Below are 24,303 nucleotides of genomic sequence, written 5' to 3'. Positions count from 1 at the left end.
CTCCTCAGGCGATCGAGGCGCGGACGGTGGCGCCGCCGTCGATGACCATGGTCTGCCCGGTCATCCAGGACGACGCGTCGCCGGCGAGGAACACCGCCGCGTTCGCGATGTCCTCGGGTTCGCCGAGGCGGCCGAGCGGCATGTGCTTGCTGATCTCCGCCTCGTTGGGCTCCCACAGGGCGCGGGCGAGGTGGGTCTTGACCAGGCCCGGCGCGATGCAGTTGACGCGGACCTTCGGCGCCAGCTCCATCGCGAACTGCCGGCTGAGGTGGATGACGGCGGCCTTGGTGGCGTTGTAGTACCCGATGCCGTGCTCGGTCATCATCCCGCCGACGGACGCGATGTTGATGACGGCGCCGCCGCGCTCGGCCAGGGACGCCCGCAGCGCGAGCTGGGTCCACTGGACGATGGCGAACTGGTTGACCTCGACGGTCTTCGCGGCGGCGGCGGGCTCGATGTCGGCCATCGGCCCGTAGTAGGGGTTGGTCCCGGCGTTGTTGACCAGGATGTCCAGGCCGCCGAACTCGGCGACGGCGGCGTCCACGCAGGCGGCGGCCTCGTCGGCGTGGCCCACGTGCGCGGCCTTGGCGAGGACGCCGGCGTCCGGGTACGCCTTGCCGATCTCCTTGGCGACCTCGTCCAGCGCCTCCTGCTTGCGCGAGGAGAGCACGACGTTGGCGCCCTCGGCGGCGAACGCGGTGGCGATCGCCTTTCCGATTCCCCGGGAAGCCCCGGTGACCAGGGCCGTCTTCCCCTGAAGTCCTGTCCGCATCCGCGCTCTCCCTACGTGTCCGCACCCTGTGGGCAGCCTCGGCAGAATCCGACTCGGTTCACTGTACCGGAAGTGACTGACGAGTCAGTTACCTACCCTGGGGGACGATTCGTCCCGCTCACCGGACATGCCGGGATCGAGCGATCGCTTGGTTGTTACGCTGCGTCGGGTGCTGCATGAGGGCGGTGCTGCGTGAGGGGGTGCTGCATGAGGGAAGGAGCCGCGTGACCACGACCAAGGAACGTCGTCCGGCGATCGAGGGCTGGTACACCACCGAGGGCGGCGACGTCCGGCTGCTGGGCACCCGCTGCGCGTCCTGCGGAACGCCGTACTTCCCGCGCAACGAGCTGGCCTGCCGCAACCCCGGCTGCACGGGACCGAAGGACGGCTCCGAGCTGGAGCCCTACGCCCTCTCCGGACGCGGCCGCATCTGGTCCTACGCGGACTCCCGCTACAAACCGCCGCCCCCGTACGTCTCCCCCGACCCCTTCGTCCCCTACGCCGTCGCCGCCGTCGAACTCGAAGCCGAACGCATGGTCGTCCTGGGGCAGGTCACCCCCGGCCACACCGTCGACGACCTCGCCGTCGGCATGGAGGTCGAGCTGACCGAAGGCACCCTCTACGAGGACGACGAAGCCGAATACACCGTCTGGATGTGGAGGCCCGTCAAATGACGCGCGATATTGCCGTGCTGGGCGCGGGGATGCATCCGTGGGGTAAGTGGGGACGCAACTTCGTCGAGTACGGACTGGCGGCGGCACGCGCCGCGCTGGCCGACGCGGGAATCACGTGGCCGGACGTCCAGTACGTGGCGGGCGCGGACACTATCCGGAACGGGTATCCGGGGTTCATCGCCGGTGCGACGTTCGCGCAGGCGCTCGGCTGGTCGGGCGCGCGGGTGTCCAGCTCGTACGCGGCGTGTGCTTCCGGGGCACAGGCCATCAGCTCGGCGCGCGCGCAGATCCTCGCGGGCCTGTGCGACGTGGCGCTGGTCGTGGGCGCCGACGCCGCACCGAAGGGGTTCTTCAAGCCCGTCGGCGGTGACCGGCCGGACGACCCCGACTGGCTGCGGTTCCGGCTGCTCGGCGCCACCAACCCGATCTACTTCGCGCTGTACGCCCGCCGCCGCATGGCGATGCACGGCGCGACGCTGGACGACTTCGCCGCCGTGAAGGTGAAGAACGCGCGGCACGGGCTGACGAACCCGAACGCCCGGTACCGCAAGGAGGTGACCCTGGAGGACGTCCGCGAATCCGCCGTGGTCGCCGACCCGCTGCGGCTCCTGGACATCTGCGCCACCAGCGACGGCGGCGCGGCCCTGGTGCTGACGTCGATGGACTTCGCGCGGCGGCACGGCATCACCGATCCCGTGCGCATCCCCGGGCTGTCCACGGTGACGCCGACGTTCCCCAAGACCGTCCTGGACCTGCCCGACTTCGCGACGGACTCGGCGATGACGGCACCGGAACCAGAGCGCCCGTTCCGCGCCGCCATGACGCACGCGGCCTACGAGGAGGCCGGGATCGGGCCGGACGACCTGTCGCTCGCCGAGGTGTACGACCTGTCCACGGCCCTTGAACTGGACTGGTACGAGGACATCGGCCTGTGCGAGCCGGGCGGCGCCGAGGAGCTGCTGCGGTCCGGCGCCACCACGCTCGGCGGCCGCGTCCCCGTCAACCCGAGCGGCGGGCTCGCGAGCTTCGGCGAGGCGATCCCGGCGCAGGCGATCGCGCAGGTGTGCGAGCTGACCTGGCAGCTGCGCGGCCGGGCCGAGGGCCGCCAGGTCGAGGACGCGCGAGCGGGCATCGCGGTGAACCAGGGCCTCTTCGGCCACGGCTCGGCCGTCATCGCCGTCCGGTAGCCACAACGCCGTCCGGTAGCCACAACGCCGTCCGGTAGCCACAACGCCGTCCGGTAGCCACAACGCCGTCGGGGAGCCGTGCGACGGCGTCCGGTGACTACGCGACCGTGAAGCCGTCGCAGCCGATGTAATAGGCGTCGCCGTTGGCGTGGACGTGCAGCCAGACGATCGTCCAGACGCCCTTCCTCTGCATCGGGCCCGTCCCGCCGCCCGATCCCTCCCACACGAAGTCGTCCGGGAAGGTGAGGTCCAGCCCGGCGCTGCCTGCCGGATACAGATACGGCTTGCTGTGGACCCATCCAGGTCCCGCGCTGCCATGCGGCCCCGGCGGGCGGACCTGGGCGGCCACGTAGTAGTTGGACGGACTCTTGTACTTGAAGCGCATGCCGAACTCGACGGTCTCCTCCGTGTGCGGCCGGCGCGGCGCCGAGACCTGCAACTGGCCGGAGAGAGCCTCGTCCTCGGGACTGATCGCGGGCAGGCAGGTGAGGTCCTTCCGGGAGAACTCCATGGCGCGGAAGTCCGCGGTGGGCTGCTTCACCAGGATCTGGTCCGGCGGGCGGCCGTCTGCCCGGGGAGTCCGCCCGGCGGGCGAACCCGCCGATGTCGTGGGGGCGCCCGTCCCGCCGCTCGCCCCCTGCCCGTTCCGGGCGGCGTTCGCGCCGCTCTGGCCGTCGTCACCGTTCAGGACGGTCCGCGCGACGAAGGCCCCGCCGAGGACGACGGCGACGACCCCGGCGCCCGCCGCGATGACGGCGGCGCGCGACCGCAGGCTCGTCCCGCGCAGCGGGTTCGTCCCGGTGCGCTCGGACGGGAGGAGGCCGGACGCGGCGGCGTCCGCGAGGCTTACGGGTACCGGACGCGGGGCGCCGGCAAGCCGCTGGTAGCCGGGGTCGGCGGCGATGGCGGCCGGGGACCCGGCCATCTCCAGCAGCCGCTCCAGCGCAATCCGGGAACCGGGCTCCTTCTCGGCACAGAGCCGGACGAGTTCAGTGACGCGCGGGTCGGCCCCGTCGAGGTCGATCTCACCGTCGAGGGTGCGGTGGATGATGGCCTCGATGCGGCCGCCGCCGAACGGCGGGCGTCCCGTGGCGGCGTAGGCGATGGTGCCGGCGAGCGAGAACACGTCCGACGCGGGGACGGGCTCCTGCTCGCGGACGACCTCGGGCGCGACGTACCCGGGGGTGCCGTTCCACGCGCCGGTCCGGGTGATCTGCGTCTGGCCCTCGCCGCGGGCGATGCCGAAGTCGATCAGGCGGGGCCCGTCCGGGGCGAGGATCACGTTGCCGGGCTTGAGGTCGCGGTGCTGGACGCCCTGCCCGTGAATCTCCAGCAGCCCCTGGGCCAGGGCGGTGAGCAGCCGCAGGCAGGTGTCCGCCGGCAGCGGCCCGTGCTCGGCGACGGCCTGGCGGAGCGTCGGCCCGGGAACGTACTCGGTCGCCAGCCAGTACGGCGGCGCGTCCAGCCCGGCGCCGACCATCGCGGCGGCGAACCGGCTGCGCACCCGTTCGACGGTGGCGACCTCGCGGCGGAAGCGGGCCAGCGCCTGCGGGCCCTCGAAGTCCTCGCGGATCACCTTGAGGGCGATATGCCGGCCACCGCCGGTGAGCCCCAGATACACCTGGCCCATGCCGCCCGCGCCGATGCGGGCGACCAGCGGGTACCCGCCGATCTCGGCGGGGTCCTCGGGACGCAGCGGCTCCATGTCAGCGGCCGTCCGGTCGTACGTTCATGCCGCGCATGATCTCATCGCGGGCGCCCCGGTGTGAGGCGATGGGCGGCTCTCAGTCGGACTCGCGGGCGACGTGGAGGGCCCAGGCGATGAGGGGTGCCTGGAACGGGAGCCGGCCATAGGCGGCGGCGCGCATCGGCAGCGGCTTGTTGCGCCAGTCGCGCGCCATCTTGATGTTGGCGGGGAAGACCGCCGCCATCAGGCCCGCCGTCGCGAGCGCGCCCACCTTGCGGGTGCGCGGGTAAGCGACGGCGGCGGCGCAGGCCAGTTCGGCGGCGCCGCTGAGGTGCGTCCAGGTCCGCGGCCGGCCCGGGAGCCGCTCGGGGACGATCGCGTCGAACGGCCTGGGGACGATCATGTGCAGGGCTCCCATGCCCGCCATGAGCGTGGCGAGACGGCGGGACGCGCGCGACGAGTCGGTCATTCCCGGAGAGTCTTACAGATCAGACGATGGGTCCAATAGTGGCGAGGGGAAGAGGCGTGCCCGAAATGGCGAGATGTGACCGAAGTCACCGTCCGAAGGGTGTGTGACCTGCGGCGTAGCGGTCACGTGTCAGTTGTCACGCGAACGTCGCCATGACGTTCGGACGAGCTCCAGGGACGGTCGCCGCGGCCGGGGGGACCGCCGCGGCCGTTCCTGGACCCGGCCCCGACACCGGCTCCGGGACTGGCGGGGGCAGCCCCGGAGCCGGTTCGGGGCCGCCGCACCAAACGGACCGGTCGGGGCGGATGGACGGGGCGGATGGACGGGGCGGATGGACGGGGCGGATGGACGGGGCGGATGGACGGGGTCAGAGAGGATCGGGGAGTCTTCTGACCTCCTCGATGATCTGGGGCATCGCCTCGTTGTTGCGGCGGATCCAGTCCAGCAGCAAGGCGACCTGCTCGTCGGTGTAGCCGTCGAGACGATCACGGAAGAGACGCCTGATCGGCTCGAAGTACCGGGCGAACTCCGCGACGTTCTCCTCGACGAGTTCGACGATCACGCGCCGGCGGTCGTCGGGGTCCCGGGTGCGCCGGACGTATCCCGCCTTCTCCAGCCTGTCGATCACGGCGGTGATGGCGCCGCCGGTCGTGATGCCCATCAACTGGGCGAGCCGTCCGGGGGTCTGCGGCCCGTCGAGCGACAGGGCGTTCACGCACTGCGCGTCGGTGACGTTCATACCCGCCTTGCTCGCGGTGGCGTGGTGCAGCAGCACCGTGAACATCGTGCTGCGCTGCATCGCCATCTGCAGTTCACCCGCCATCCGCTCCCGCTCCGGAGTCGTCACGCCCCACCTTCCCTTTTTCTCCCTGACAGAGAGGCTCAGTTCAAGAGTGACTCTTTACAGGAGATTCTAGTGGGTCCGGTGCGCGAGGGCGCGGCGGGAGGGCGGTCGGGTGTGGCGAAGGCGACATCCTGGATGATCAAAGTATCCCGGGGCGGCCTCTAGGATCATTTTATTAGGGCCACTAACAGAGGTCCGCTCCCGGCCCCGAATCCCACGAAGGTTCGGGGCCGACCTCACCCCGGGGCATCCACATCACCCCGGGGCACTCCACATCCTCGGACGCCGCTACCCGCGGGCCTCCTCGGCGTCCTCGGCGATCTGCTTCGCCCACCGGTAGTCGGCCTTACCCGCCGGGGAACGCTTCATCTCGTCCACGAACGCGTAGACGCGCGGCACCTTGTAGCCCGACAACTGCTTGCGGCAGTGCGCGTCCAAGCCCTCGGTCGCGGGCGGCTCGCCACCGCCGGCCGGCTGGATCACCGCCGCGACGCGGTTGCCCCACCGCTCGTCCGGGATGCCCGTCACCACCGCGTCGTACACGGCCGGATGGCCCTTCAGGACGGCCTCGACCTCCTCCGGGAACACCTTCTCGCCACCGGTGTTGATGGCCTGCGACCCCCGCCCGTACACGGCGATCGCCCCGTCCTCCTCCACGGTGGCGATGTCGCCGGTGAGCAGCCAGCGCCGCCCGTCCACGACGGGGAACGTCTTCGCCGTCTTCTCCGGGTCGTTGTAGTAGCCCCGCGCGATGTAGCCCGTCCTGGCGACCTGCCCGATGACGCCCGACCCCGGCTTGACCGGCTGGAGCGCGTCGTCCAGGACGGTGACGTTCTCCACGTCCGGCGCGAACCGCAGCCCCTTCTCCGGCGTCGACCCGGCCACCGCCTCGGCCGTCGAGCCCGACTCCGTCGAACCGAACCGGTCCAGGGTCATCGTGTTCGGCAGGAGTTCCTGGATGCGGTCGCGAACGGTCCCGGTGAAGATCGCGCCCGTGGACACGAACGCGAACAGCGACGACGTGTCATAGCCGCCGCGCGCCAATTCCTCCGCCATCGGGATCGCCATGGCGTCGCCGGTGACCGTCAGCGAGTTGACCTTCTCCCGCTCGATCGTCCGCCACACCTCGGCCGCGTCGAACTTGCGCGTGTACACGAGCGTCGCGCCCATGAACCAGGCGATCCACGTGGCCATCTGCGCGGCGCCGTGCATCAGCGGCGCGACCGGCATCATCACCAGAGGGCCGCCGTTCCGCGCGTTCTCGACGACGTCCTCCGGCTTCGTCGGAGGGGGGAGCGACGGGTTCCAGAACGCGAGCAGCATGTGCTCGGTCGTCCACATGACGCCCTTCGGCATCCCCGTCGTCCCGCCCGTGTAGATGATGTAGAGGTCGTCGGGGGAACGTGCCGGGAAGCCTCGCGTTCCGTCCGCGTCCCGCAACGCCTCGTCGTAGGCGACCGCACCCGGGATGGACGGCGTGCCGCCCACCGCGATGAGGTGCTTCAGGTCGGGCGCCTCCGGGGCGGTCGCGGCGACGCGGTCCTCGAACTCGACGTCGTACAGAAGCGCGACGCTGTCGGAATCCCGGTAGATGTAGCGGAGCTCGTTCTCCACATATCGGTAGTTGACGTTGATGGGCACGGCCCGGATCTTCAGCACGGCCAGCAGCGCGGCCGCGTACTCGATGCCGTTGTAGAGCTGGACGGCGACATGCTGGCCGGGTTGGACGCCCGCGTCCGCCAGATGGTGCGCGAGGCGGTTCGCGTGCTCGTCCATCTCGGCGTAGGTGAGACGCTGGTCGCCGCACACCAGGGCGACCCGCTCCCCGATCGCGTCCGCGACTCCCTCGAACAGATCAGCGTGGTTGTACTCCATCAGACGTCCCTTTCGGGGTCTGGGGGTCGCCCCCCAGTGGAACAGAAGGGGTGTTCGCGCCAACGACTACGGCCGGGGTCTGGGGTCTGGGACGTCCCCAGGGTTTCTGTATGGGGTCTTGGGCTCACCCCAGTGCACTAAGAGAATCAGGGTTTGTCGCTGCCGACTATCCACATGGCGAAGAACTGGGCACCGCCTCCGTAGGCGTGGCCCAGCGCGCGCCGCGCACCGTCCACCTGGTGGTCGCCGGCCTGCCCGCGCACCTGCAGCGCCGCCTCGGCGAACCGGATCATCCCGGACGCGCCGATCGGGTTGGACGACAGCACGCCGCCGGACGGGTTCCAGGGAATGTCACCGTCCATCGCCGTCGCCCCGGCCTCGGTGAGCTTCCAGCCCTCGCCCTCGCCGCAGAACCCGAGGTTCTCCAGCCACATCGGCTCGTACCAGGAGAACGGGACGTACACCTCGGCGCAGTCCAATTCGCGGCGCGGATCGCTGATCCCGGCCTGCCGGTACACGTCCGCCGCCGCGTCCTTGCCGCCCTGCGGGCTCACGGTGTCGCGCCCGGCGAACATCATCGGCTCCGACCGCATCGACGTGCCGTGCACCCACGCGGGCGGGTTCGGTGCCCGCCGCGCTGCTTCCTCTGACGCCAGCACCATCGCGCACGCCCCGTCCGACGACGGGCACGTCTCCAGGTAGCGGATCGGCTCCCACAGCATCGGCGTCGACTCGACCATCTCCCGCGAGATGCCCGGGATCTTCAGGTGCGCGTACTGGTTGCGCAGCGCGTTCTCCCGGTCCTTGACCGCGACGAGCATCCCGATGTGGTCGGGGGCGCCCGACCGCCGCATGTAGGCGCGGATGTGCGGGGCGAAGTACCCGCCCGCGCCCACGACCAGCGACGTCGTGAACGGGGAGTTCACGGTCAGCGCCCACGTCGCGTTCGACTCCGACTGCTTCTCCCACGCCACCGTTAGGACGCGCTCGTGCACGCCGGCCTGGATCAGGCTAGCCGCGACATTCGCCGTCGACCCGCCGACCGAGCCGGCCGTGTGCACGCGCATGATGGGCTTGCCCTTGGCGCCGAGCGCGTCCGCCAGGAACGTCTCCGGCATGATCACGCCCTCGAACAGGTCGGGGGCCTTGCCGACGACGACGGCGTCGATGTCCTTCCAGGTCAGGTCGGCGTCGTCGAGCGCCCGCCGGGCCGCCTCACGCAGCAGCCCCGCCATCGACACGTCCAGCCTCTTGGTCCTGTACGCCGTCTGCCCGACGCCGATGACCGCACACGGGTTACTCATTCGCTCTCTCCCGACAGCACGCAGACGAGGTTCTGCTGGAGGCAGGGCCCGGACGAGGCGTGGGCGAGGGCCCTGGACGCCGTCCCGTCGTGGATGCGGGCGGCCGCCTCGCCGATCCGGATCAGGCCCGCCGCCATCACGGGGTTGGCCGACAGCGCGCCGCCGGACGGGTTGACCGTCACGTCGTCGCCCAGGCCGAGGGCCTCGCGCAGGATGAGCTCCTCATGGCTGAACTGCGCGTGCAGCTCCGCGACCTCGACGCCGGCCGCGCCCGCCTTCTCCCCGGCGATACGCGTCGCTTCCGAGCGGGTCAGGTCGCGGACGCCCGGCGCGTGCGCCTCGGTGCGGTGGTCGATCCCCGTGATCCACGCGGGACGCTCGCACAGCTCCCGCGCCTTGGCCCCGGACGCGAGGACGATCGCCGCCGCGCCGTCGGTGATGGGCGCGACGTCGTACGGGTGCAGCGGAGCCACGTCGTAGCCGTTTCCGGCGGCGGGGTCCTCCGGCTCCGGCAGGTGCAGCGCGAACGGGTTGTCCCGTCCGGACGCCCGGGACCGTGCCGCGACGGCGCGCAGATCGTCCTCCTTGGCGCCCGACCGCTCCATGTAGGCGCGGGCCTGAAGCGCGGCCAGCGACACCTGGTCGATGCCGAGCGGCGCCAGATGGTACGGGTCGAGCTGCTGGGTGAGGATCGTGCGCAGGACCCCCTGCGACGACTTGCCGAACCCGTACACGAGCGCCGTGTCGATCTCGCCGTGCAGCAGCTTCACCCACGCCTCGTACAGCGCCCATGCGGCGTCCATCTCGACGTGGCTCTCGGAGATCGGCGGCCACGCGCCCACCGCGTCCAGCGCCGACACGAACGAGAACGGCGCGCCCGCGAGGTAGTCGCACGACCCGGAGCAGGTGAATCCGAACTGCTTCAGCCCCGTCTTCTCCTTGATGCCGGTGATGACGGGCGCGAGCATCTCGATCTCGGCCAGCCCCTGGTCCTCACCGGAGTGATGGCTCTGCGTGAAGGCGACCACCGCGATCTCGCGCATCACATGAAGTCCTTGATCTCTTCGTAGGGGACGTCGGGCTCGTCGAGGGGCTCGAACCACTTGATGTTGCCCATCGACCGTTCCCACTCCTCGCGGGGACGCCACGCCGCCTTGACCCGCATGCCCATCCGGACCTGGTCCGCCGGGACGCCCGCGACGAGCGTGAGCATCGTCAGCCCGGCGCCGTCCAGCAGCACGTAGCCCGACACGAACGGCACCTCGGGGGCGCGCGGGTCGGGGATGTTGTTGACGGCGAAGGTGGTGACGGTGCCGGTGTCGGGCAGCTCCACCTCCTCGGTGGTGGGGACGCCGTCGCGCGGGCACAGGCCCTTCATCGGGACGATGACCTGCTCGCACACCGGGCACCGGTGCCCGAGGATCCTGCCCTGCGAGATGCCCTCCAGGAACCGGCCGAGCGCCTGACCGCCCTTCAGCGAGTACTCCAGCCGCGTCGGCGCGTTGATCGCCGTGACCTCGGGGAGGAAGCACTCGATGTCGCCGATCCCGCCGGTGCGCTCCGTGCGCCACTTGGGCCGGACGCGCATCCCGGTCTTGAGGAACTTCGGCGGCTCCGCGCCCTCCTCGAAGATGCCGAGGTCGAGCGCGTGCAGGATCGCGGTGTCGGCGCCGTCCGGCCGGATCAGCGCCCACGCGAACGGGCGGTCCAGTGGATGCTCCTTCGCCGGGCGCGGCACCCACGACCATGTCGTGACCGTCCCGACCGGGCCGACCTCGACGAACTCGTCGGTCACGTCCTCGCCGGTGTCGGGGTCGTACTCCGACGGCGGGACGAGCACCCTGCCCTCCGCCGTGCGGACGCCGACGAGCCGGCCGTCGCGCAGGTCGCTGAGGAACCTCCCGATGACGGGCCCCACCGAGCGCGTGTACCCGCCGGGGAACTCCAGCACGTGGTTCGGCTCGGACGGGCCCGTGTCAGACGGGCCCGTGTCAGACGGGCCCGTGTCAGACGGGCCCGTGTCCGATGGACCCGTGTCCGACGGCCCGGTGTTAGATGGCCCGGTGTTAGATGGCACTGCCGCGGTCCTTCCAGTACGGGTCCCTGAGCTTGCGCTTGAGGAGCTTGCCGTTCGGTTCGCGCGGCATCGTCTCGATGTAGTCGATGGACTTCGGCCACTTCATCTTGGCGAGCCGGCCCTCCAGCGACGCGAGGATCTCCGCCGTCAGCTCGTCACCGGGCTCGACGCCCTCGGCGGGCTCCACGACGGCCTTGATCTGCTCGCCCCATTCCTCGTCCGGGATGCCGAACACGGCCACGTCCGCGACCTTGGGATGCATGGTGATCTCGTTCTCGATCTCGGCGGGGTAGATGTTCGCCCCACCCGAGATGATCATGTCGGACTTGCGGTCGGACAGGAACAGGAACCCGTCATCGGTGAGGTAGCCGATGTCCCCGACGGTGAAGAAGTCCTTGAGGCGGTTCTTCTCCGTCTTCTCCTTGTCGCCCTTGTACTCGAACTCGACGCCGGCCATCTTCATGTAGATCGTGCCGTGCGTCCCGGCCGGAACCGGTTCGCCGTCATCGTCCACGATCAGGAGCTCGCTGATCGGCCAGGCGTTCCCGACCGTTCCGGGATGGGCGCGCCAGTCGGCGGGGCTGGCGATCGTGCCGCCGCCCTCGGTCGCCGCGTAGTACTCCCAGATGCAGTCGCCCCACCAGTCGAGCATCTGCTGTTTGATCGGCACCGGGCACGGCGCGGCCGCGTGGATCGCCCACTTCATGCTCGACACGTCGTACCGGGAACGGACGTCCTCCGGGAGACCGAGGAGCCGCTTGAAGTGCGTCGGCACCATGTGGGTGTTGCTGACGCCGTGTTCCTGGATCATTCTCAGGGTGTCTTCGGCGTCCCACCGGTCCGTGTAGACGAGGGTGTGCCCCATGTGCAGGGCGGTGCCGCCGAACTGGGTGACGGCCGTGTGATAGTTCGGCGAGGTGATCAGATGGGCCTGCTGCTCGCCGCCGGCCGGACGTCCCGGCGTGATGCCGAACAGGCTCAGCAGGAACGTCATCAGTTCGGCGCTGTCGTCGGGATCGATGCCCATCAGCGCCCGCTTGACGCCCTTCGGCCGCCCGGTCGTCCCGGACGTGTAGTGCATCGTCGCGCCGTTGCTCCGGTCGTCCGGAAGCGTGTCGGGGTGTCCCTCGACGAGCTCGCCGTACGGGCGGAACCCCTCGACGTTCCCGAACGCGAACCGCCGGTGAGCCTCGATCTCCTCGCCGGCCGGCAACCCCTCGGCGGCGTAGCGCTCGTGGACGAAGAACGCCTTGGCCTCGCTGTCGGAGACGATGTATGCGATCTCCGGCCCCGCCAGATGCCAGTTGATCGGCGTGTAGTACCAGCCGGCCTGCAACGCCGCCAGGTACAGCACCAGCCCGTCGACGCCGTTCGGGACGAGCCCGCAGATGCCGTCGCCGTTCTTGAGGCCGAGTGCGCGCAATCCGTGGACGAGTCTGTTGGAGCGGGCCAGCAGATCGCCCGCAGAGTACTTCGTCCCGTCCGGATCGACGGCCGCGACCCACTCGGGATCGGCCTGCGCCAGCCGCCAAAAGCCCAATGACCCCATCGGATCTCCCTACGTAGCACGATGAGCGCCGTCAGCACGGTGAGCGCCGTCACATGGCGACGCCCCGGCGTCCAAAGTAGATCACGTTCTCGTTTTGCAGATCAAGCCCTACCGGTAGGGCGACGGCTTAACTAGAATCTGTTCTCGTTTTACATCTAAGCTGGAGGAACCATGGCGGAACGGCTGCCGATCAGCACCGAGCACTGCATCGTCGAGCGCGACGGCCACGTCGTCATCGTCACGATGAACCGTCCCGAGGCGCGCAACGCGCTCAGCTCGTCCATGCTGGTGGGCCTCGCGGACGCCTGGGCCTACATGTCCGACACCCCGGAGATCCGCGTCGGCATCCTCACCGGGGCCGAGGGCACGTTCTGCGCCGGCGCCGACCTGAAGGCCATGGGGCAGCAGCCGTCCGACCCCCGCGTCCAGGAGCGCATGGCCCAGATCCCCAACTTCCACTGGAAGGGCCTGCTGCGCGAGGGCAGGCCCACCAAGCCGCTCATCTGCGCCATCGAGGGCTACGCCGTCGCCGGCGGAACCGAACTCCTCGTCGGCACCGACCTGCGCGTCGTCGCCGAAGGCGCCACCCTCGGCCTGTACGAGGCGAAGCGCGGCCTGTTCCCCATGGGCGGCTCCGCGATCCGGCTCCCCCGCCAGATCGGCTACGCCAACGCGATGGACATCCTGCTCACCGCCCGCTCGGTGACCCCGCGGGAAGCCCTCGACATGGGTCTGGTCAACAAGGTCGTCCCGGACGGCACGGCCCTCGCCGCCGCCCGCGAACTGGCCGGCCAGATCGCCGAATGCGGCCCGCTCGCCGTCCAGGGCATCCTGCGCACGTACCGCGAGACCGAGCACCTGTCCGAGGAGGACGCCCTCAAGATCTCCGACGAGATCGGCTGGCCCGTCATCGGCTCCGAGGACGCCAAGGAAGGCTCCCTCGCCTTCAAGGAGAAGCGCCCCGCCGTCTACAAGGGCAAGTAACGGTCCGTCCGAAACCCCGGTCCGGGTTTCCCGGTCTCCCTCCGTGGCACGGCTGGACGCAACCGAGTCACGGAGGGACTGAGCAGGCCATGGCCTCGCACCTTGGACGCAGGCGGCACGAGACCACGAAGGAGGCACCCCGGCGGCGGTTCTGGCCCGGCAGAACACAGACGCCGCCGGCGGACGGCACGGCGAAGACCGTCGTGGTCAAGCGGAAGCCGCGGCGGTGGCTGCGCAGCAGGCAGAACCCGGTCAGCGCGACGATCATGGCCGCCGGCTGGGCCGCCGCCGCGATCCTGGCCCTGGGCATCATTCTGACCTGGGGAAACGCCAACCCGGGGAACGTCCTGGTGGACGCCACGCTGGACGCGGGCCGCTGGCTGGCCACACCGTTCCACGACGTCTTCACCCGGACCGACCCGGAGCAGCAGCTCTACATCAACTGGGCCCTCGCCGGCGTGGTCTACTACGTCCTGGCCCGCGCCCTGTCATGGATGACGCGCTTCTGAACGATGCGGCGGGCGCACCGAGCTCGGGCTGCGCGCAGACGCGCGCCGCCGCGCCCAGGGGGATTGGGCGCGGCGGCGGCGTTTCGGTGGGTCAGTCCGCTTCGGTGATGGCGTTGAGGCGTTCGATGGCCTCGACGTACTCCTCGATCAGGTCGTAGACGACCTGGGCGGCGGGCTTGACCTGGTTCATCGAGCCGACGATCTGGCCGACGGGGAACGTGACCAGCTCCCCGTCGCCGGAGCGGGAGATGCGGGGCAGGGCGTCCGCGATCAGCATGAACTGCATGGGCATCGGGAGGTAGCCGGGGGACTTCTCGCTCTCCCACGCCTCGGTCCACGCGGACTTGAGGAAGCGGGCCGGCTTGCCCGTCCAGGCACGGGACCGGACGGTGTCCCTGGACGTCGCTTCCAGCAGCTTCGGCAGGGCCCGTTCGGGGGTGTCCGCCTCGTCGACGGTCAGCCAGATCGAGCCGGTCCAGACGCCGTCGGCGCCGAGGGCCATGCCCGCGGCCATCTGCCGGCCCCGTCCGATGCCGCCCGCGGCGAGGACGATCGTCTCGTCGCCGACCGCGTCCACGACCTCGGGGATCAGCACCATCGTGGCGACGTCGCCGGTGTGGCCGCCCGCCTCGGTGCCCTGGGCGACGATGATGTCGACGCCCACGTCGACCTGCTTGCGGGCGTGCCGGGCGTTGGAGGCGAGCCCGGCGACCTTGACGCCGTGCTCGTGGGCCTCCACCACGACGTCGGCCGGGGGCGGGCCGAGCGCGTTGGCGAGCAGCGCGATCGGGTGCCGGAGCGCCACCTCGACCTGTGGCCGGGCGGTCTGGTCCGTCCAGCCGAGCAGGGCCTTGGTGGCGCTCTCGGTGGACGGTTCGACGCCGTGCTCGGCGAGCAGATCCTCGAGGAACCTGCGGTTCTCGGCGGGGATCATGCCCTGCAGCTTGCCCAGGAGTTCCTCCGCGTCGCCGAGGCTGCCGCCCTCGTACTTGGCGGGCATCACCACGTCCACGCCGTAGGGCTTGCCGCCGACGTGCTCGTCGATCCATTTGAGCTCGAGTTCGAGCTCCTCGGGGGTGAAATGGAGGGCGCCGAGGACGCCCATGCCGCCTGCGCGGCTCACCGCGGCGACCACGTCGCGGCAGTGACTGAACGCGAAGATCGGGTATTCAATGCCGAATAGTTCGGTGACTCGTGTCCGCACAACCTCGACCCTAGGCGCGCCGACCCGAAACTGCAACAGGTTCTAGTTAGGAAGATCGCCGCTGATCCGCCGTGCGGCTCCGCGTAGAACACGTATCAACAAGGTCGGTGGGCATGGTGGCGCGTCCCGCGGCGACCGGGGCAGGGCGGATGGGAGAGGGCGTCAGCGGCGGCGGGCGGGGCCGGACGCCTTGCGCTGCTGGCGCTGGCTGCCGGGTGCCGGGCGGCGGCCCTCCGGCGGGCCGGGACGCGGGGCGGGAGGCGCGGCGGGAGGCGCGGCGGGAGGCGCCGGCGGGTGCGGCGGCCCGGACGGGGACATGTCGCCGAACTTGCCGTCGGAGCGGCGCGGGGCCACGGGCGCCGGCGGGGCCGCGCCGCGGACCAGCCCCAGGAAGCCGCCGACGCCCAGCAGGACCAGGCCGAGGAAGATGGCGGCGCCCGGGATGTAGCTGCGCACCGCGTCCATCTGCAGGGCCTTGCTGTTGGCCAGGTCGACCCCGGCCTTCTGGTCCTTCTCGACGGTGACGAGGTCGGCCTGCGCCACGATCATCTTGCCCTTGCCGTCCGCGGTCTGCACGGTGCTGCGGATGTTCTTGCGGTGCTTGACCGGGATCCCGGTGCGCGGGTCGACCCAGACGGTGTTGTAGGCCTCGGTGTAGCGGTCGACCTTCTGGTCGGCGGCGTCCTCGGGGAGGCCGAGCATCTTGGCGGGCAGCTTGACGTCCATCGCGGCGGTCTTGGTCAGCGGGATGGTCTGGGTGAAGCGGTAGGTCGTGAGCCCCTGGACCTCTTCGACGGCGTTGAACTCCATCGGCGCCGTCTGCTTGGTCGTCATGTCGTAGAAGGGGTAGTCGCGCTTCTGGACGTTCGCGAGGGGGAACAGCAGCCCGTAGCCCGACATCCGGACGGAGTTGTCGCCGTCGACGTGCGTGCCGCAGCAGTTGGTCAGGACGCTCGTCCGGCGGTCGAAGGCGATCCGGAAGCCCTGGATCTGGACGGGGTTCTCCGGGTCGGCCTCGTCGTAGATGTTGGTCGTGGAGTCCCAGACGGCGATGTCGTCGTCGCCCTCGTTGGCGCGGACGTCGCCGCGGACGGTGTTCTTGGCCAAGAGGGTGACGCCCGTCTTGGTCTTGAGCGCGGCCTGGTCGAAGTAGGTGGAGTTCTTCGATTCCAGGAGGGTCACCTGGTAGCGGTTCAGCGGCGCGACGATGACCTGGTCGGCCACGTAGAAGCGGACCAGGGGCGCGAACGTGAGAAAGAAAGCGCCCAGGCCGATCAAGGCCAGTCCGACCGGTCGCCGCATGAATACCTCCGGGGAATGCCGTCGTTCTCAGACCAAGGGGGGCGGTGTCCGGCATGCCCGGGTTACCCTACAGGACCCCTGAAACCGCCAGTCCAATAACAGTAAGCGCCGACTGCCGCAGGCCGAAGACCGTGTCCCCGTGTCCTACGCCTCGGCATCGAACGCTCCCGTCCATACCGTACTCACCGGTAGGATCCGCTCAGCCCGGCCCCCTGGAACCGTCCCGAACCGACAGCGAGGTGGCGATGACCACGGCACCCCCCAGGCAGGACTGGCAGTCGCCCGTGCCTGGGCGAGGTGTCCTCCCCGAACACCGCGCCACGCTGGCCCGGTCGGTGCGGCTTCTGAGTGCGTTCCGGCATGAGCAGAGCAACCCGGAGTACTTCTACGACCTGATGGCCCGCGACACCGTCGCGCAACTCGGTTCGTACACCGATCTTGTTGGGGCGACCGTCATCGACGTCGGGACGGGCTCCGGTTTCTTTGCGCGCGCGCTGACGGCCACTGGTGCTCGCTGTACGGGCATCGATCATGACCTCACCGAATTGACCGCGAACAACGTTTCCGGGCCGAACACATTCATCGCCAGCGCGCTCGCCCTGCCTTTCCGTACCGGCTCCGTTGACGTGTGCTTTTCGTCGAACGTGCTGGAACACGTCCCCTCTCCATGGCGGATGGCCGACGAGATGGTCCGCGTGACCCGGCCGGGTGGGACGGTCTTCCTGTCGTTCACGAACTGGCTGTCCCCGTGGGGCGGGCACGAGACCTCGCCGTGGCACTACTTCGGCGGTGACCGGGCCGCCCGGAGGTACGAGCGCCGGAACGGCCGCCCGCCGAAGAACCGGTACGGACACAGCCTGCACCCGGTGTCGGTGTCGGCGGCCCTGCGATGGGCGCGGGGACGCGACGACGTGAACGTCCTGGACGCCGTTCCCCGCTACCATCCGCGCTGGGCCGGGAGAATCGTCCGGATTCCGGGCCTGCGCGAGATCGCCACCTGGAACCTCGTCCTGATTCTCCGGAAGAAGGGGCCGTGAGACCCGCCTCGCAGGCGGCCAGACCAGCGCCGCCGCCCATCTCCGGGCATCAGTACACGCTCGACGGGGTGCGTGCCGTAGCGGCACTGGGCGTCCTCATCTACCACGTGGCCGCCACGGCGGGTTCCATCACCAACCCGGCCGGCGCGCGGTGGCTGTTCAACGGCGGCCAGGTCGGTGTGCCCATCTTCTTCATCCTGTCGGGGCTGCTCCTCTACCGTCCGTGGGCGGCGGCGGTGCTGGACGGACGGGCCGCTCCCCGCGTCGGCACGTACCTGCGCAAGCGGGTGTTCCGCATCATGCCCGCCTACTGGGCCGTGATCGTCTGCTTCATGCTCACGGCAGGGCGGGACCACATCGGCGACCCCGTCACGTGGGCCTCTCTGCTCACGCTCACGCAGACGTACCTGCCCGACGTGTGGTGGGAGAGCGCGCTGGGGCCGGCGCATCTGGGGCAGCTGTGGAGCCTGGTGGTCGAGGTCGCCTGGTACGCCACGCTGCCTTTCACGGCGGCGATCCTCGGCTGGTACGCGCGGCGGAAACGCACCCACGACGTGGGGGTGCGGGCCAAGCGGCTCCTGATCGGCATCGCCGTGTACGCGTCACTGTCGTTCCCCTTCACGGCCGTGATGTTCTTCCCTGAGCGGCACACGCAGATGGGCCTGTGGCTGCCGCGCTTCTTCGTCTGGTTCGCGATCGGGATGGCCCTCGCCGTGGTGACGGTGTGGGCGCGGCTGGACGAACGCCGTCCCGTGGCGACGCTGTGCAGGGCCGTCTCGGACTCGTGGGCGGCGTGCTGGGTGGCGGCCGCGATGCTGTACGTGGTGGCGGCCACGCCCGCCACGGGACCCGTCACCCTCCAGACGCCGGACGGGTTCTGGACGTCCACCCTGCACCTGATCGTGGACGGGCTGTGCGCGGCGGCGCTGATCGCCCCGGTGGCGCTGGCGCCCGCCGGGCATCCGGCGCTCGGCGCGGTGCTCGCCAACCCGGTGATGCGGTTCCTCGGCCGGATCTCCTACGGCCTGTTCCTGTGGCAGCTGCTGATCATCGTCGGCTGGTACGAGGGGACGGACCGGGTGTTCCGGGGGGACGTGGCGACGGACCTCCCGCTGATGGCGGCGGCGTCCATCGCAGCGGGGACCCTGAGCTACTACCTGGTGGAACGGCCGGTTCAGCGGCTGACCCGCCGTCGTGACCGTTCCCGCCGGGCCCCTGCCCCGGCGCCGTCCAGCTGAGCGCGATCCGGCCGCCGGATCCGCCGCCGGCCGGCCGGGGCCGCCACAGCTCCGCCGCGACCCGCCCGACGATCACGAGCCCGAGCAGCTGGGGTGCGATGTCGCCCAGCGGGCCGGACGGGGCGGCGTAGTTGTCGATGAGGTCGAACCAGGCGCCCACGGCGAGGCATCCGGTCCCGGCGAGCATGGTGATCGCGATCGTCCACGGTGAGGCGACGGCGCGCAGGGCGGCGGAGCGGCGGGTGCGCGCCCAGCCGCAGCCGGCCGCGACGAGGACGGTGACGGCGAGCCCGGGCGCCCCGGCGATCCAGCCGCCGAGCGCGGCGGCGAGCCCGACGGCCGCCCACGCGGGCCAGCCCGTCCCGGCCACCAGCGCGCGGCGCGGCCCCTGCCGGGGTTCGCGCCGGTTCCCGGACCCGCCGGGCCAGACGGCGATGATCAGCAGGACGAGGAGCAGGTTGAGGCCGGCCACGACCGCGATCCGCTGTGCCCGGTCGGGTCCGTAGGAGAGTTCGACGGTGCCGCGGGTGCCCGCGGGGACGAGCCAGCCCTGCTTCCACCCGTCCAGCCGGACGGCCCGCAGCTCGGTGCCGCCGACGGTGGCGCTCCACCCGCTGTTGAAGTTCTCGTTCACGGTGAGGAACGAGGCCGTCGCGGCGTCCACCGCCAGCCTGCGGGAACTCGACCCCCAGCTGATGATCTCGACCTGCCGCGGCGGCCGTGCCGCGGCGGCCGTGCCCGGCTTGGCGCCGGCCGTCACGGTGTCGATGCGGTAGGAGTCGAGGGGCGCGCCGGTCAGCCGGTTCGGGCCGGTCCTCAGCGTGGCCTTCTCGCAGGCGCTGAACCGCAGGGGGCGGCCGGCGAGCAGGTCGCCGAGCGTGCCGGTGGCCTTGGTGGGGATGGCGGCGGCCGGGACGCCGGCCGCGCCGATCCGCAGCTTCGGCCCGTACCCGCAGGGCAGTCGCAGCGGGTAGGTGCGCACGTCCGGGATCGGTTCCACGCCGGGGATGGTGAGGTCGGCCAGCTGAACCGGCTGGACCTGCGTTTCCCTGAAGAAGGTGAGCGTCAGGCGGTCGGTGGTCATCGGGGCGAACGACAGCCTGCCCCGCGCGTCCGCCAGTCCCTCACGGGTCTCGCCGCCGCCGCCTTCGACCCGGACGCGGATGGGGCCCGACACGGCGGGGGGACGCCGCAGAGTGATCGTGGACACGCGTTCGCGGCCCTTCCACCGGACGCTGTAGGTGGGCGCGTCATCCTCCTCCGCCGCGATCCAGGTCGTGGCCGGGTCGCCGTCGAAGCCGGACCTCGGCTGGGCGGCCGGATGGTCGGACAGCGTGGAACTCGCCGTGACGGCCGGCTGACCGTCGACGGCCGTGTACCGGTCGATCAACTGCTGGTCGGTGAGGACGGCCGTTCCGGTGACGGGGACCTCGCCGGGCACCGCGGACGTGAACGTCCGGTCGAAACCGGCGCCTTCTTCATCCTTCGACGCCAGGGACGGCGAGCAGACCCAGCGCTGGCTGCCCTTCATGCATTCGGCCATCGCGCCGGGCCTCCGGCTCATCACGTACGTGGCCGGGCCGTCGATCCCGGCCGGCGCCGGCATCGTGTACGTGCGGGTCGGTTTCACCCCGCCGATCGTCACCTCCGACACCGCCGCCCGCGCGAAGGCCGGGACGGGCGTTTCCGAAGCGAGGTCGGTGATGCGCAGCCGCAGCCATCGGGTCGGGCCGTCCGGCGCGCGGAGCGGCTGCGCCGTGGCCGCCGGCCGGACGTCCTGCTCCAGCGTCCCGGTCTCGGTCTCGACCGCGACGCGTGAGACCGGCGGCCCGAGGGAGGTGTCCTGGACGAACGCGGCCGTCAGGTTCGTCACGTCCCGCGGCCGGTCGAAGTCGACGCGCAGCCACTGCCCGGACGGGCCCTCCCATCCGCCCGTCTCCCAGGCGGTGAACCGGTCGCCGTCGAACGCGGCGTACGGGGTCGCGCCGGGCTTGCGGGCCTGCGGGATCGTCTCGTCACCGGCCGCCGAACTGGAGGCCGTGACGTCGCGGACACCGCCGCCGTAGGTCACGTGGGTGGCGTACCGTTTCCAGCCCGTGTCCAGGACGTCGGTGGCCTCGCGGCGATGCTCCGCGGACAGCGTCGGCGACGTCTGGTGCAGTTCGCCGAAGTTGCGGCGGACCAGCCGGGGCGAGTCGGTCACGACCGGGGTGCCCTTGAGGTCGGGGGCGTCGTCGTCCAGCAGGACGGGCGCCTCGGGCAGCGCGCCGTCGTCCGCCATGGCCAGCATCGACTCCGGTCCCCCGTACACGCGGGCGGGGTCGGTGGCGTCGGCGAGGTTCGCGACGGCCGCGGCGCCCTCGACCTCGTAGACCTCCAGAGCGGGGTACCGCTGGTCCACGGCCGACATCGCGTCCTGGGCCTCCGCGCCCACGGGGCCGCCGAACGAGGCGGCCTTGCGCATGCCGGGCGAGTCGTCCAGCGCCTGATGGACGCGGGCGGGCCATGCGCCGCGCAGCATCTCGCGGCGCAGGTCGTTGCGGACCAGCACGTACCGGATGCCCATCCGGCCGAGGAACTCGCTCAGCCCAGGCGACCCCCGCCCCGACCGGACCTGCAGGTCGATCGCGTCCAGCGCGCGCGTGTAGCCGGGCGAACCGGCCGGGACGAGCTGCCGGACGCCCCACCGCGCCGTCAGCAGCGGCTGGACGATGTCGTCCATCGGGCGGCCCCACAGGTACTCCCCGAACGTCGCCCCGGGGACGGCCAGTACGCCCTGCTGGCCGGCCCGCGCGTTGATCCACGACGCCGCGTCCCGCCAGTACTGGGGGACCTGCTTGAAGTCGCCCGGCCCGCTCAGCCCGTTCGAGACGGCGGTGACGCCGATACCGCCGAGCGCGACTGCGGCGGCGACGGGCAGGCTGACCAGGGCTTTCAGCGTCCCGCCGAACGCCGTCCCGCCGCCGAGGCTGCGGACCCGGCCGTCCCGGGCCTTGCCGTCCCGGACCTTCCCGGTCGCGACGACGAGCACGTGGGCCAGGCCGAGCGCGAGCGGCAGCCGGACGGCCGCGTCGAACTTGTGCAGGTTGCGGAGCGGTGCGAGCGGCCCGTCCAGCAGCTCGCGCATCTGGCCGGCGAGGGGGCCCGGGATGTCGCTGATATGCCCGATGGACAGGATGGTCACCCCGGTCAGGAGGGTGACCAGCAGGAAGGTCCGCTCCGGCAGCAGCCGGCCGAGCAGCCCCGCGAGGCCGAGCGCCGCGACGACGCCGGTGCAGATGACCGGCACCGGGCTGACCGAGAGCTCGTACCCGACCGGCCACCACACCTGGCCGTCCACGAACAGGTAGTTGACCCAGCGTTCCGCGCCGCGCAGCACGTTGACCAGGCCGGTGGGGCCGGTCGTCGTCTCCGCCTTCTCGGTGTAGGTCAGCCACGAGAACCCGTACGTCCCGGTCAGCAGCAGCGGGACCAGCCACCACGCGGTCGCCGCGGCCGCGGCCGCCGACCACCACGCGAGCAGCCGCATCCGGAACGACCCGCGCGGCCTCGTCACGATGTACAGGAACGGGACGAGCAGGACGGCGACGGTCGCGGTCGCGTTGATGCCGCCGCAGCACGCGATCGCCAGCCCCGACGCGGCGGCGGCCCGCAGCCGTCCGCCCTCGCCGGACGCCGCGGTGACCAGCGGCAGGACGATCCACGGCAGCATCGCGACCGGCATGTACTCCGAGGACAGCTGCCCGAGCGTCGCCAGCGCGTTCGGCGCGAGCGCGTACGCCATCGCGGCGAACAGGCGCGGGGCGCAGGAGGAGGTGCCGGAGCCGCCGACGCCGAGCCGTCTCGCCAGCTTCCACATGCCGATGAACGCCAGACACAGCAGCAGGGACGTCCAGAGCCGCTGGGTGATCCACGCGGGCATCCCGATCACGTCGCCGAGCGCGAAGAACGGGCCCATCGGGAACAGGTAGCCGACGGCCTGGTTCTGGAGCTGGCCGAACTGCTCGGGATCCCACAGGTGCAGCGCCCGGCCGAGGAACCCGAGCGGGTTCACCGCCATGTCGATCTTCGTGTCGGCGAGGATCGCGCCGGGACGGGTACTGAACGCCAGCGCGGTGAGCGTCAGGCAGCACGCGAGGACGCGCAGCCGTTCCCGCAGCCGCTCACCGGCGTCCATGCCGTCCGGCGGTCCCCCGCCCGGGACAGGCTGGCGGGGCACGCCGGCGCGGGGCGGATTCGCCTCTCCCACGGCCATGCTCGCGCTCTGCCCCTTTCTGCCCGCCCCGGGGTGTCGGCCCGGGTGCCCGTCACGGTACCTCTGGACCGCGTGTGGACGGTCGCCCATTAGTACGGGAGGAACCGGTACGGGAGGAACCGGTACGGGAGGAACCGGTACGGGAAGCGGTACGGACGGCGGCGGTGAGGAGGTCGCGCATCCGCCCGGCCGTCCGCGTCCAGTCGAACTCCGCGGCCCACGCCCGGCAGAAGTCGGCGATCTCCTCGCGGCGCGCGGGATCGTCCAGTTCCTTGAGGGCCCGTTCGACGACATCCGCCTGGTCGTCGCCGGTGTGGACGAGCCATCCGGTGATCTCGTCGCGCACGGCGTCGCGGAGACCGTCCACGTCGTGGGCGACGGTCGGGACGCCCAGCGCGGCGGCCTCGATCACGCTGAGGCCCCAGCCCTCGCCCTGGGACGTGCTGAGGTGCAGGTCGGCGCGGGCGACCAGGGCCGCCTTGACCTCCTCGGCCACGTACCCGTGTGCGATGACGACGCCGTCCAGGCCCCGCTCGGTGATGCCTGCGGCCAGCGCGGGCGCTTCCGGCCCGTCCCCGACGATGTGCAGCCGCAGCCCGGGACGGTTCTCCGCGAGCCGCTGCGCGAGGTCGAGGAGGAGGTCGAGGCGCTTGTGCGGGACGAGGCGGGTCACGCAGACCAGATCCGGGTCTCCGGCGGCCTCCGAGACCCCGCCGCAGGGGTCGGCGACCGCTGTTCCGTTAGGGACGACGTAGGCGGGCCCTGCCCAGCCCAGCCGTTCCCTTACAGCGCGCAGCGTGGACGGTGAGACGACCACGAAGGCGTGCCGCCGGTACGTCCAGCGGCTCACCGGGCCCTCCAGCGCTTGCCCGAGCCAGGCCAGCCACCGTGGGAAGTACAGGTCGAACTGGGCGTCGTGCACATGGTGGATGACGCAGAACACCGGGACGCGCCGAGGGAGCGCCCACGGCGTGAAGAAGGGGATGCCGTTCTGGCAGTCGATGACCGCGTCGAACGAGCCGTTCCGTCGGCGCGGCAGCCGTACCAGGCGGCGAGCCAGCAGCCACAGCAGTACGAGGGGGTAAACGGTGAAACGGCCGCCGAGGCGCACGAACTCCACGTCCTCGACACGTTCCCTGCGTTTCTGCCCGGGCGCTCTGCACGTCACGTAGTGGACGCGGGCCCCTTGACCGGCGAACCTGCGCGCGAGCTCCCAGGCGTAGCGTTCGGCTCCGCCCGCGGCCGGATGCCAGGGGTCGCGCCAGTTGACGACCGCCAGCCGCAAGTCCCTGGAGGTTGCGACAGGGTCTGGATAGCCGGGGGCCAGGGTGTCCGC

Annotated in this window: 18 protein-coding genes and 1 pseudogene; 6 read left to right on the top strand and 13 right to left on the bottom strand. The window is 71.2% G+C overall.

Going from position 1 to position 24,303, the window contains the following annotated elements; genetic code table 11:
- Nucleotides 1–4: 4 nt before the first annotated feature.
- Nucleotides 5–772 carry an SDR family oxidoreductase gene (locus ACTWPP_RS25185; protein ID WP_443106812.1) on the bottom strand — a complete coding sequence of 256 codons (768 nt, stop codon included), beginning with the start codon at nt 770–772 and terminating at the stop codon, nt 5–7.
- Nucleotides 773–996: 224 nt separating this feature from the next.
- Between ACTWPP_RS25185 and ACTWPP_RS25180 the strand changes: the two genes are divergently transcribed.
- Nucleotides 997–1,446 (top strand): Zn-ribbon domain-containing OB-fold protein, encoded by a 450-nt coding sequence (locus ACTWPP_RS25180; protein ID WP_443106811.1) that lies wholly within the window; start codon nt 997–999, stop codon nt 1,444–1,446.
- Entirely contained in the window at nt 1,443–2,633 is a 1,191-nt protein-coding gene (locus ACTWPP_RS25175) for a lipid-transfer protein (protein ID WP_443106810.1), read from the top strand. The genes ACTWPP_RS25180 and ACTWPP_RS25175 overlap by 4 nt, the downstream gene beginning before the upstream one ends.
- Nucleotides 2,634–2,730: 97 nt before the next feature.
- Here ACTWPP_RS25175 and ACTWPP_RS25170 read toward each other — a convergent pair whose 3' ends face one another.
- The 8 genes from ACTWPP_RS25170 to ACTWPP_RS25135 all read right to left on the bottom strand — a co-directional run bounded on the left by ACTWPP_RS25170 (nt 2,731) and on the right by ACTWPP_RS25135 (nt 12,438).
- A complete protein-coding gene (locus ACTWPP_RS25170) occupies nt 2,731–4,338 on the bottom strand; it encodes a serine/threonine-protein kinase (protein ID WP_443106809.1) in 1,608 nt (535 codons plus the stop codon).
- Between the two features lie 79 nt (nt 4,339–4,417).
- Nucleotides 4,418–4,789, bottom strand: coding sequence for a DoxX family protein (locus tag ACTWPP_RS25165; protein ID WP_443106808.1), 372 nt, complete (start codon nt 4,787–4,789; stop codon nt 4,418–4,420).
- 367 nt (nt 4,790–5,156) lie between these two features.
- Nucleotides 5,157–5,636, bottom strand: coding sequence for a MarR family winged helix-turn-helix transcriptional regulator (locus tag ACTWPP_RS25160; RefSeq protein WP_443106807.1), 480 nt, complete (start codon nt 5,634–5,636; stop codon nt 5,157–5,159).
- 285 nt (nt 5,637–5,921) lie between these two features.
- Nucleotides 5,922–7,508 carry an acyl-CoA synthetase gene (locus ACTWPP_RS25155; RefSeq protein ID WP_443106806.1) on the bottom strand — a complete coding sequence of 529 codons (1,587 nt, stop codon included), beginning with the start codon at nt 7,506–7,508 and terminating at the stop codon, nt 5,922–5,924.
- Between the two features lie 146 nt (nt 7,509–7,654).
- Nucleotides 7,655–8,812 carry a thiolase domain-containing protein gene (locus ACTWPP_RS25150; RefSeq protein ID WP_443106805.1) on the bottom strand — a complete coding sequence of 386 codons (1,158 nt, stop codon included), beginning with the start codon at nt 8,810–8,812 and terminating at the stop codon, nt 7,655–7,657.
- Nucleotides 8,809–9,855, bottom strand: coding sequence for a thiolase domain-containing protein (locus ACTWPP_RS25145; RefSeq protein WP_443106804.1), 1,047 nt, complete (start codon nt 9,853–9,855; stop codon nt 8,809–8,811). Before ACTWPP_RS25145 ends, ACTWPP_RS25150 begins: the two co-directional genes overlap by 4 nt.
- The gene (locus ACTWPP_RS25140) at nt 9,855–10,763 is read right to left on the bottom strand and encodes a Zn-ribbon domain-containing OB-fold protein (RefSeq protein ID WP_443106803.1); all 909 of its coding nucleotides are present in this window, start codon (nt 10,761–10,763) and stop codon (nt 9,855–9,857) included. Before ACTWPP_RS25140 ends, ACTWPP_RS25145 begins: the two co-directional genes overlap by 1 nt.
- A gap of 115 nt (nt 10,764–10,878) precedes the next feature.
- Nucleotides 10,879–12,438, bottom strand: coding sequence for an acyl-CoA synthetase (locus ACTWPP_RS25135; RefSeq protein WP_443106802.1), 1,560 nt, complete (start codon nt 12,436–12,438; stop codon nt 10,879–10,881).
- Nucleotides 12,439–12,609: 171 nt separating this feature from the next.
- Here ACTWPP_RS25135 and ACTWPP_RS25130 point away from each other — a divergent pair, with 171 nt between their 5' ends.
- Nucleotides 12,610–13,422 (top strand): crotonase/enoyl-CoA hydratase family protein, encoded by an 813-nt coding sequence (locus ACTWPP_RS25130; protein ID WP_443106801.1) that lies wholly within the window; start codon nt 12,610–12,612, stop codon nt 13,420–13,422.
- Nucleotides 13,423–13,511: 89 nt separating this feature from the next.
- Entirely contained in the window at nt 13,512–13,931 is a 420-nt protein-coding gene (locus tag ACTWPP_RS25125) for a hypothetical protein (RefSeq protein ID WP_443106800.1), read from the top strand.
- Nucleotides 13,932–14,022: 91 nt separating this feature from the next.
- On the opposite strand, the gene ACTWPP_RS25120 is transcribed toward ACTWPP_RS25125, so the two are convergent.
- Nucleotides 14,023–15,135 (bottom strand): NAD(P)H-dependent flavin oxidoreductase, encoded by a 1,113-nt coding sequence (locus tag ACTWPP_RS25120; protein ID WP_443106799.1) that lies wholly within the window; start codon nt 15,133–15,135, stop codon nt 14,023–14,025.
- Between the two features lie 162 nt (nt 15,136–15,297).
- Complete coding sequence (locus tag ACTWPP_RS25115) at nt 15,298–16,437, bottom strand: DUF3068 domain-containing protein (RefSeq protein WP_443106798.1); 1,140 nt, start codon at nt 16,435–16,437, stop codon at nt 15,298–15,300.
- A 245-nt stretch (nt 16,438–16,682) separates the two neighbouring features.
- Here ACTWPP_RS25115 and ACTWPP_RS25110 point away from each other — a divergent pair, with 245 nt between their 5' ends.
- Both ACTWPP_RS25110 and ACTWPP_RS25105 read left to right on the top strand, forming a co-directional pair.
- Complete coding sequence (locus tag ACTWPP_RS25110; RefSeq protein WP_443106797.1) at nt 16,683–17,474, top strand: class I SAM-dependent methyltransferase; 792 nt, start codon at nt 16,683–16,685, stop codon at nt 17,472–17,474.
- The gene (locus ACTWPP_RS25105; protein WP_443106796.1) at nt 17,471–18,712 is read left to right on the top strand and encodes an acyltransferase family protein; all 1,242 of its coding nucleotides are present in this window, start codon (nt 17,471–17,473) and stop codon (nt 18,710–18,712) included. The genes ACTWPP_RS25110 and ACTWPP_RS25105 overlap by 4 nt, the downstream gene beginning before the upstream one ends.
- A 1,048-nt stretch (nt 18,713–19,760) precedes the next feature.
- On the opposite strand, the pseudogene ACTWPP_RS25100 reads toward ACTWPP_RS25105, so the two are convergent.
- Nucleotides 19,761–22,889, bottom strand: a pseudogene (locus ACTWPP_RS25100) (alpha-(1->3)-arabinofuranosyltransferase domain-containing protein); the annotation flags it as partial.
- 130 nt (nt 22,890–23,019) lie between these two features.
- Nucleotides 23,020–24,252: a glycosyltransferase family 4 protein gene (locus ACTWPP_RS25095; protein WP_443106795.1), complete on the bottom strand. Its 1,233-nt coding sequence runs from the start codon at nt 24,250–24,252 to the stop codon at nt 23,020–23,022.
- Nucleotides 24,253–24,303: the final 51 nt, after the last annotated feature.

The organism is Actinomadura sp. 3N407 (genome assembly GCF_052245875.1).
GTDB lineage: Bacteria > Actinomycetota > Actinomycetes > Streptosporangiales > Streptosporangiaceae > Spirillospora.
Note: the sequence above shows the minus strand (reverse complement) of the source record. Positions and strands in the feature narration are given on the sequence as shown.

Bases quoted from the DNA above. Each gene is read 5' to 3' on its own strand.
- ACTWPP_RS25185 (WP_443106812.1), bottom strand. From the start codon at position 772: ATGCGGACAGGACTTCAGGGGAAGACGGCCCTGGTCACCGGGGCTTCC.
- ACTWPP_RS25175 (WP_443106810.1), top strand. From the start codon at position 1,443: ATGACGCGCGATATTGCCGTGCTGGGCGCGGGGATGCATCCGTGGGGT.
- ACTWPP_RS25170 (WP_443106809.1), bottom strand. From the start codon at position 4,338: ATGGAGCCGCTGCGTCCCGAGGACCCCGCCGAGATCGGCGGGTACCCG.
- ACTWPP_RS25165 (WP_443106808.1), bottom strand. From the start codon at position 4,789: ATGACCGACTCGTCGCGCGCGTCCCGCCGTCTCGCCACGCTCATGGCG.
- ACTWPP_RS25155 (WP_443106806.1), bottom strand. From the start codon at position 7,508: ATGGAGTACAACCACGCTGATCTGTTCGAGGGAGTCGCGGACGCGATC.
- ACTWPP_RS25150 (WP_443106805.1), bottom strand. From the start codon at position 8,812: ATGAGTAACCCGTGTGCGGTCATCGGCGTCGGGCAGACGGCGTACAGG.
- ACTWPP_RS25145 (WP_443106804.1), bottom strand. From the start codon at position 9,855: ATGCGCGAGATCGCGGTGGTCGCCTTCACGCAGAGCCATCACTCCGGT.
- ACTWPP_RS25135 (WP_443106802.1), bottom strand. From the start codon at position 12,438: ATGGGGTCATTGGGCTTTTGGCGGCTGGCGCAGGCCGATCCCGAGTGG.
- ACTWPP_RS25130 (WP_443106801.1), top strand. From the start codon at position 12,610: ATGGCGGAACGGCTGCCGATCAGCACCGAGCACTGCATCGTCGAGCGC.
- ACTWPP_RS25125 (WP_443106800.1), top strand. From the start codon at position 13,512: ATGGCCTCGCACCTTGGACGCAGGCGGCACGAGACCACGAAGGAGGCA.
- ACTWPP_RS25115 (WP_443106798.1), bottom strand. From the start codon at position 16,437: ATGCGGCGACCGGTCGGACTGGCCTTGATCGGCCTGGGCGCTTTCTTT.
- ACTWPP_RS25110 (WP_443106797.1), top strand. From the start codon at position 16,683: ATGACCACGGCACCCCCCAGGCAGGACTGGCAGTCGCCCGTGCCTGGG.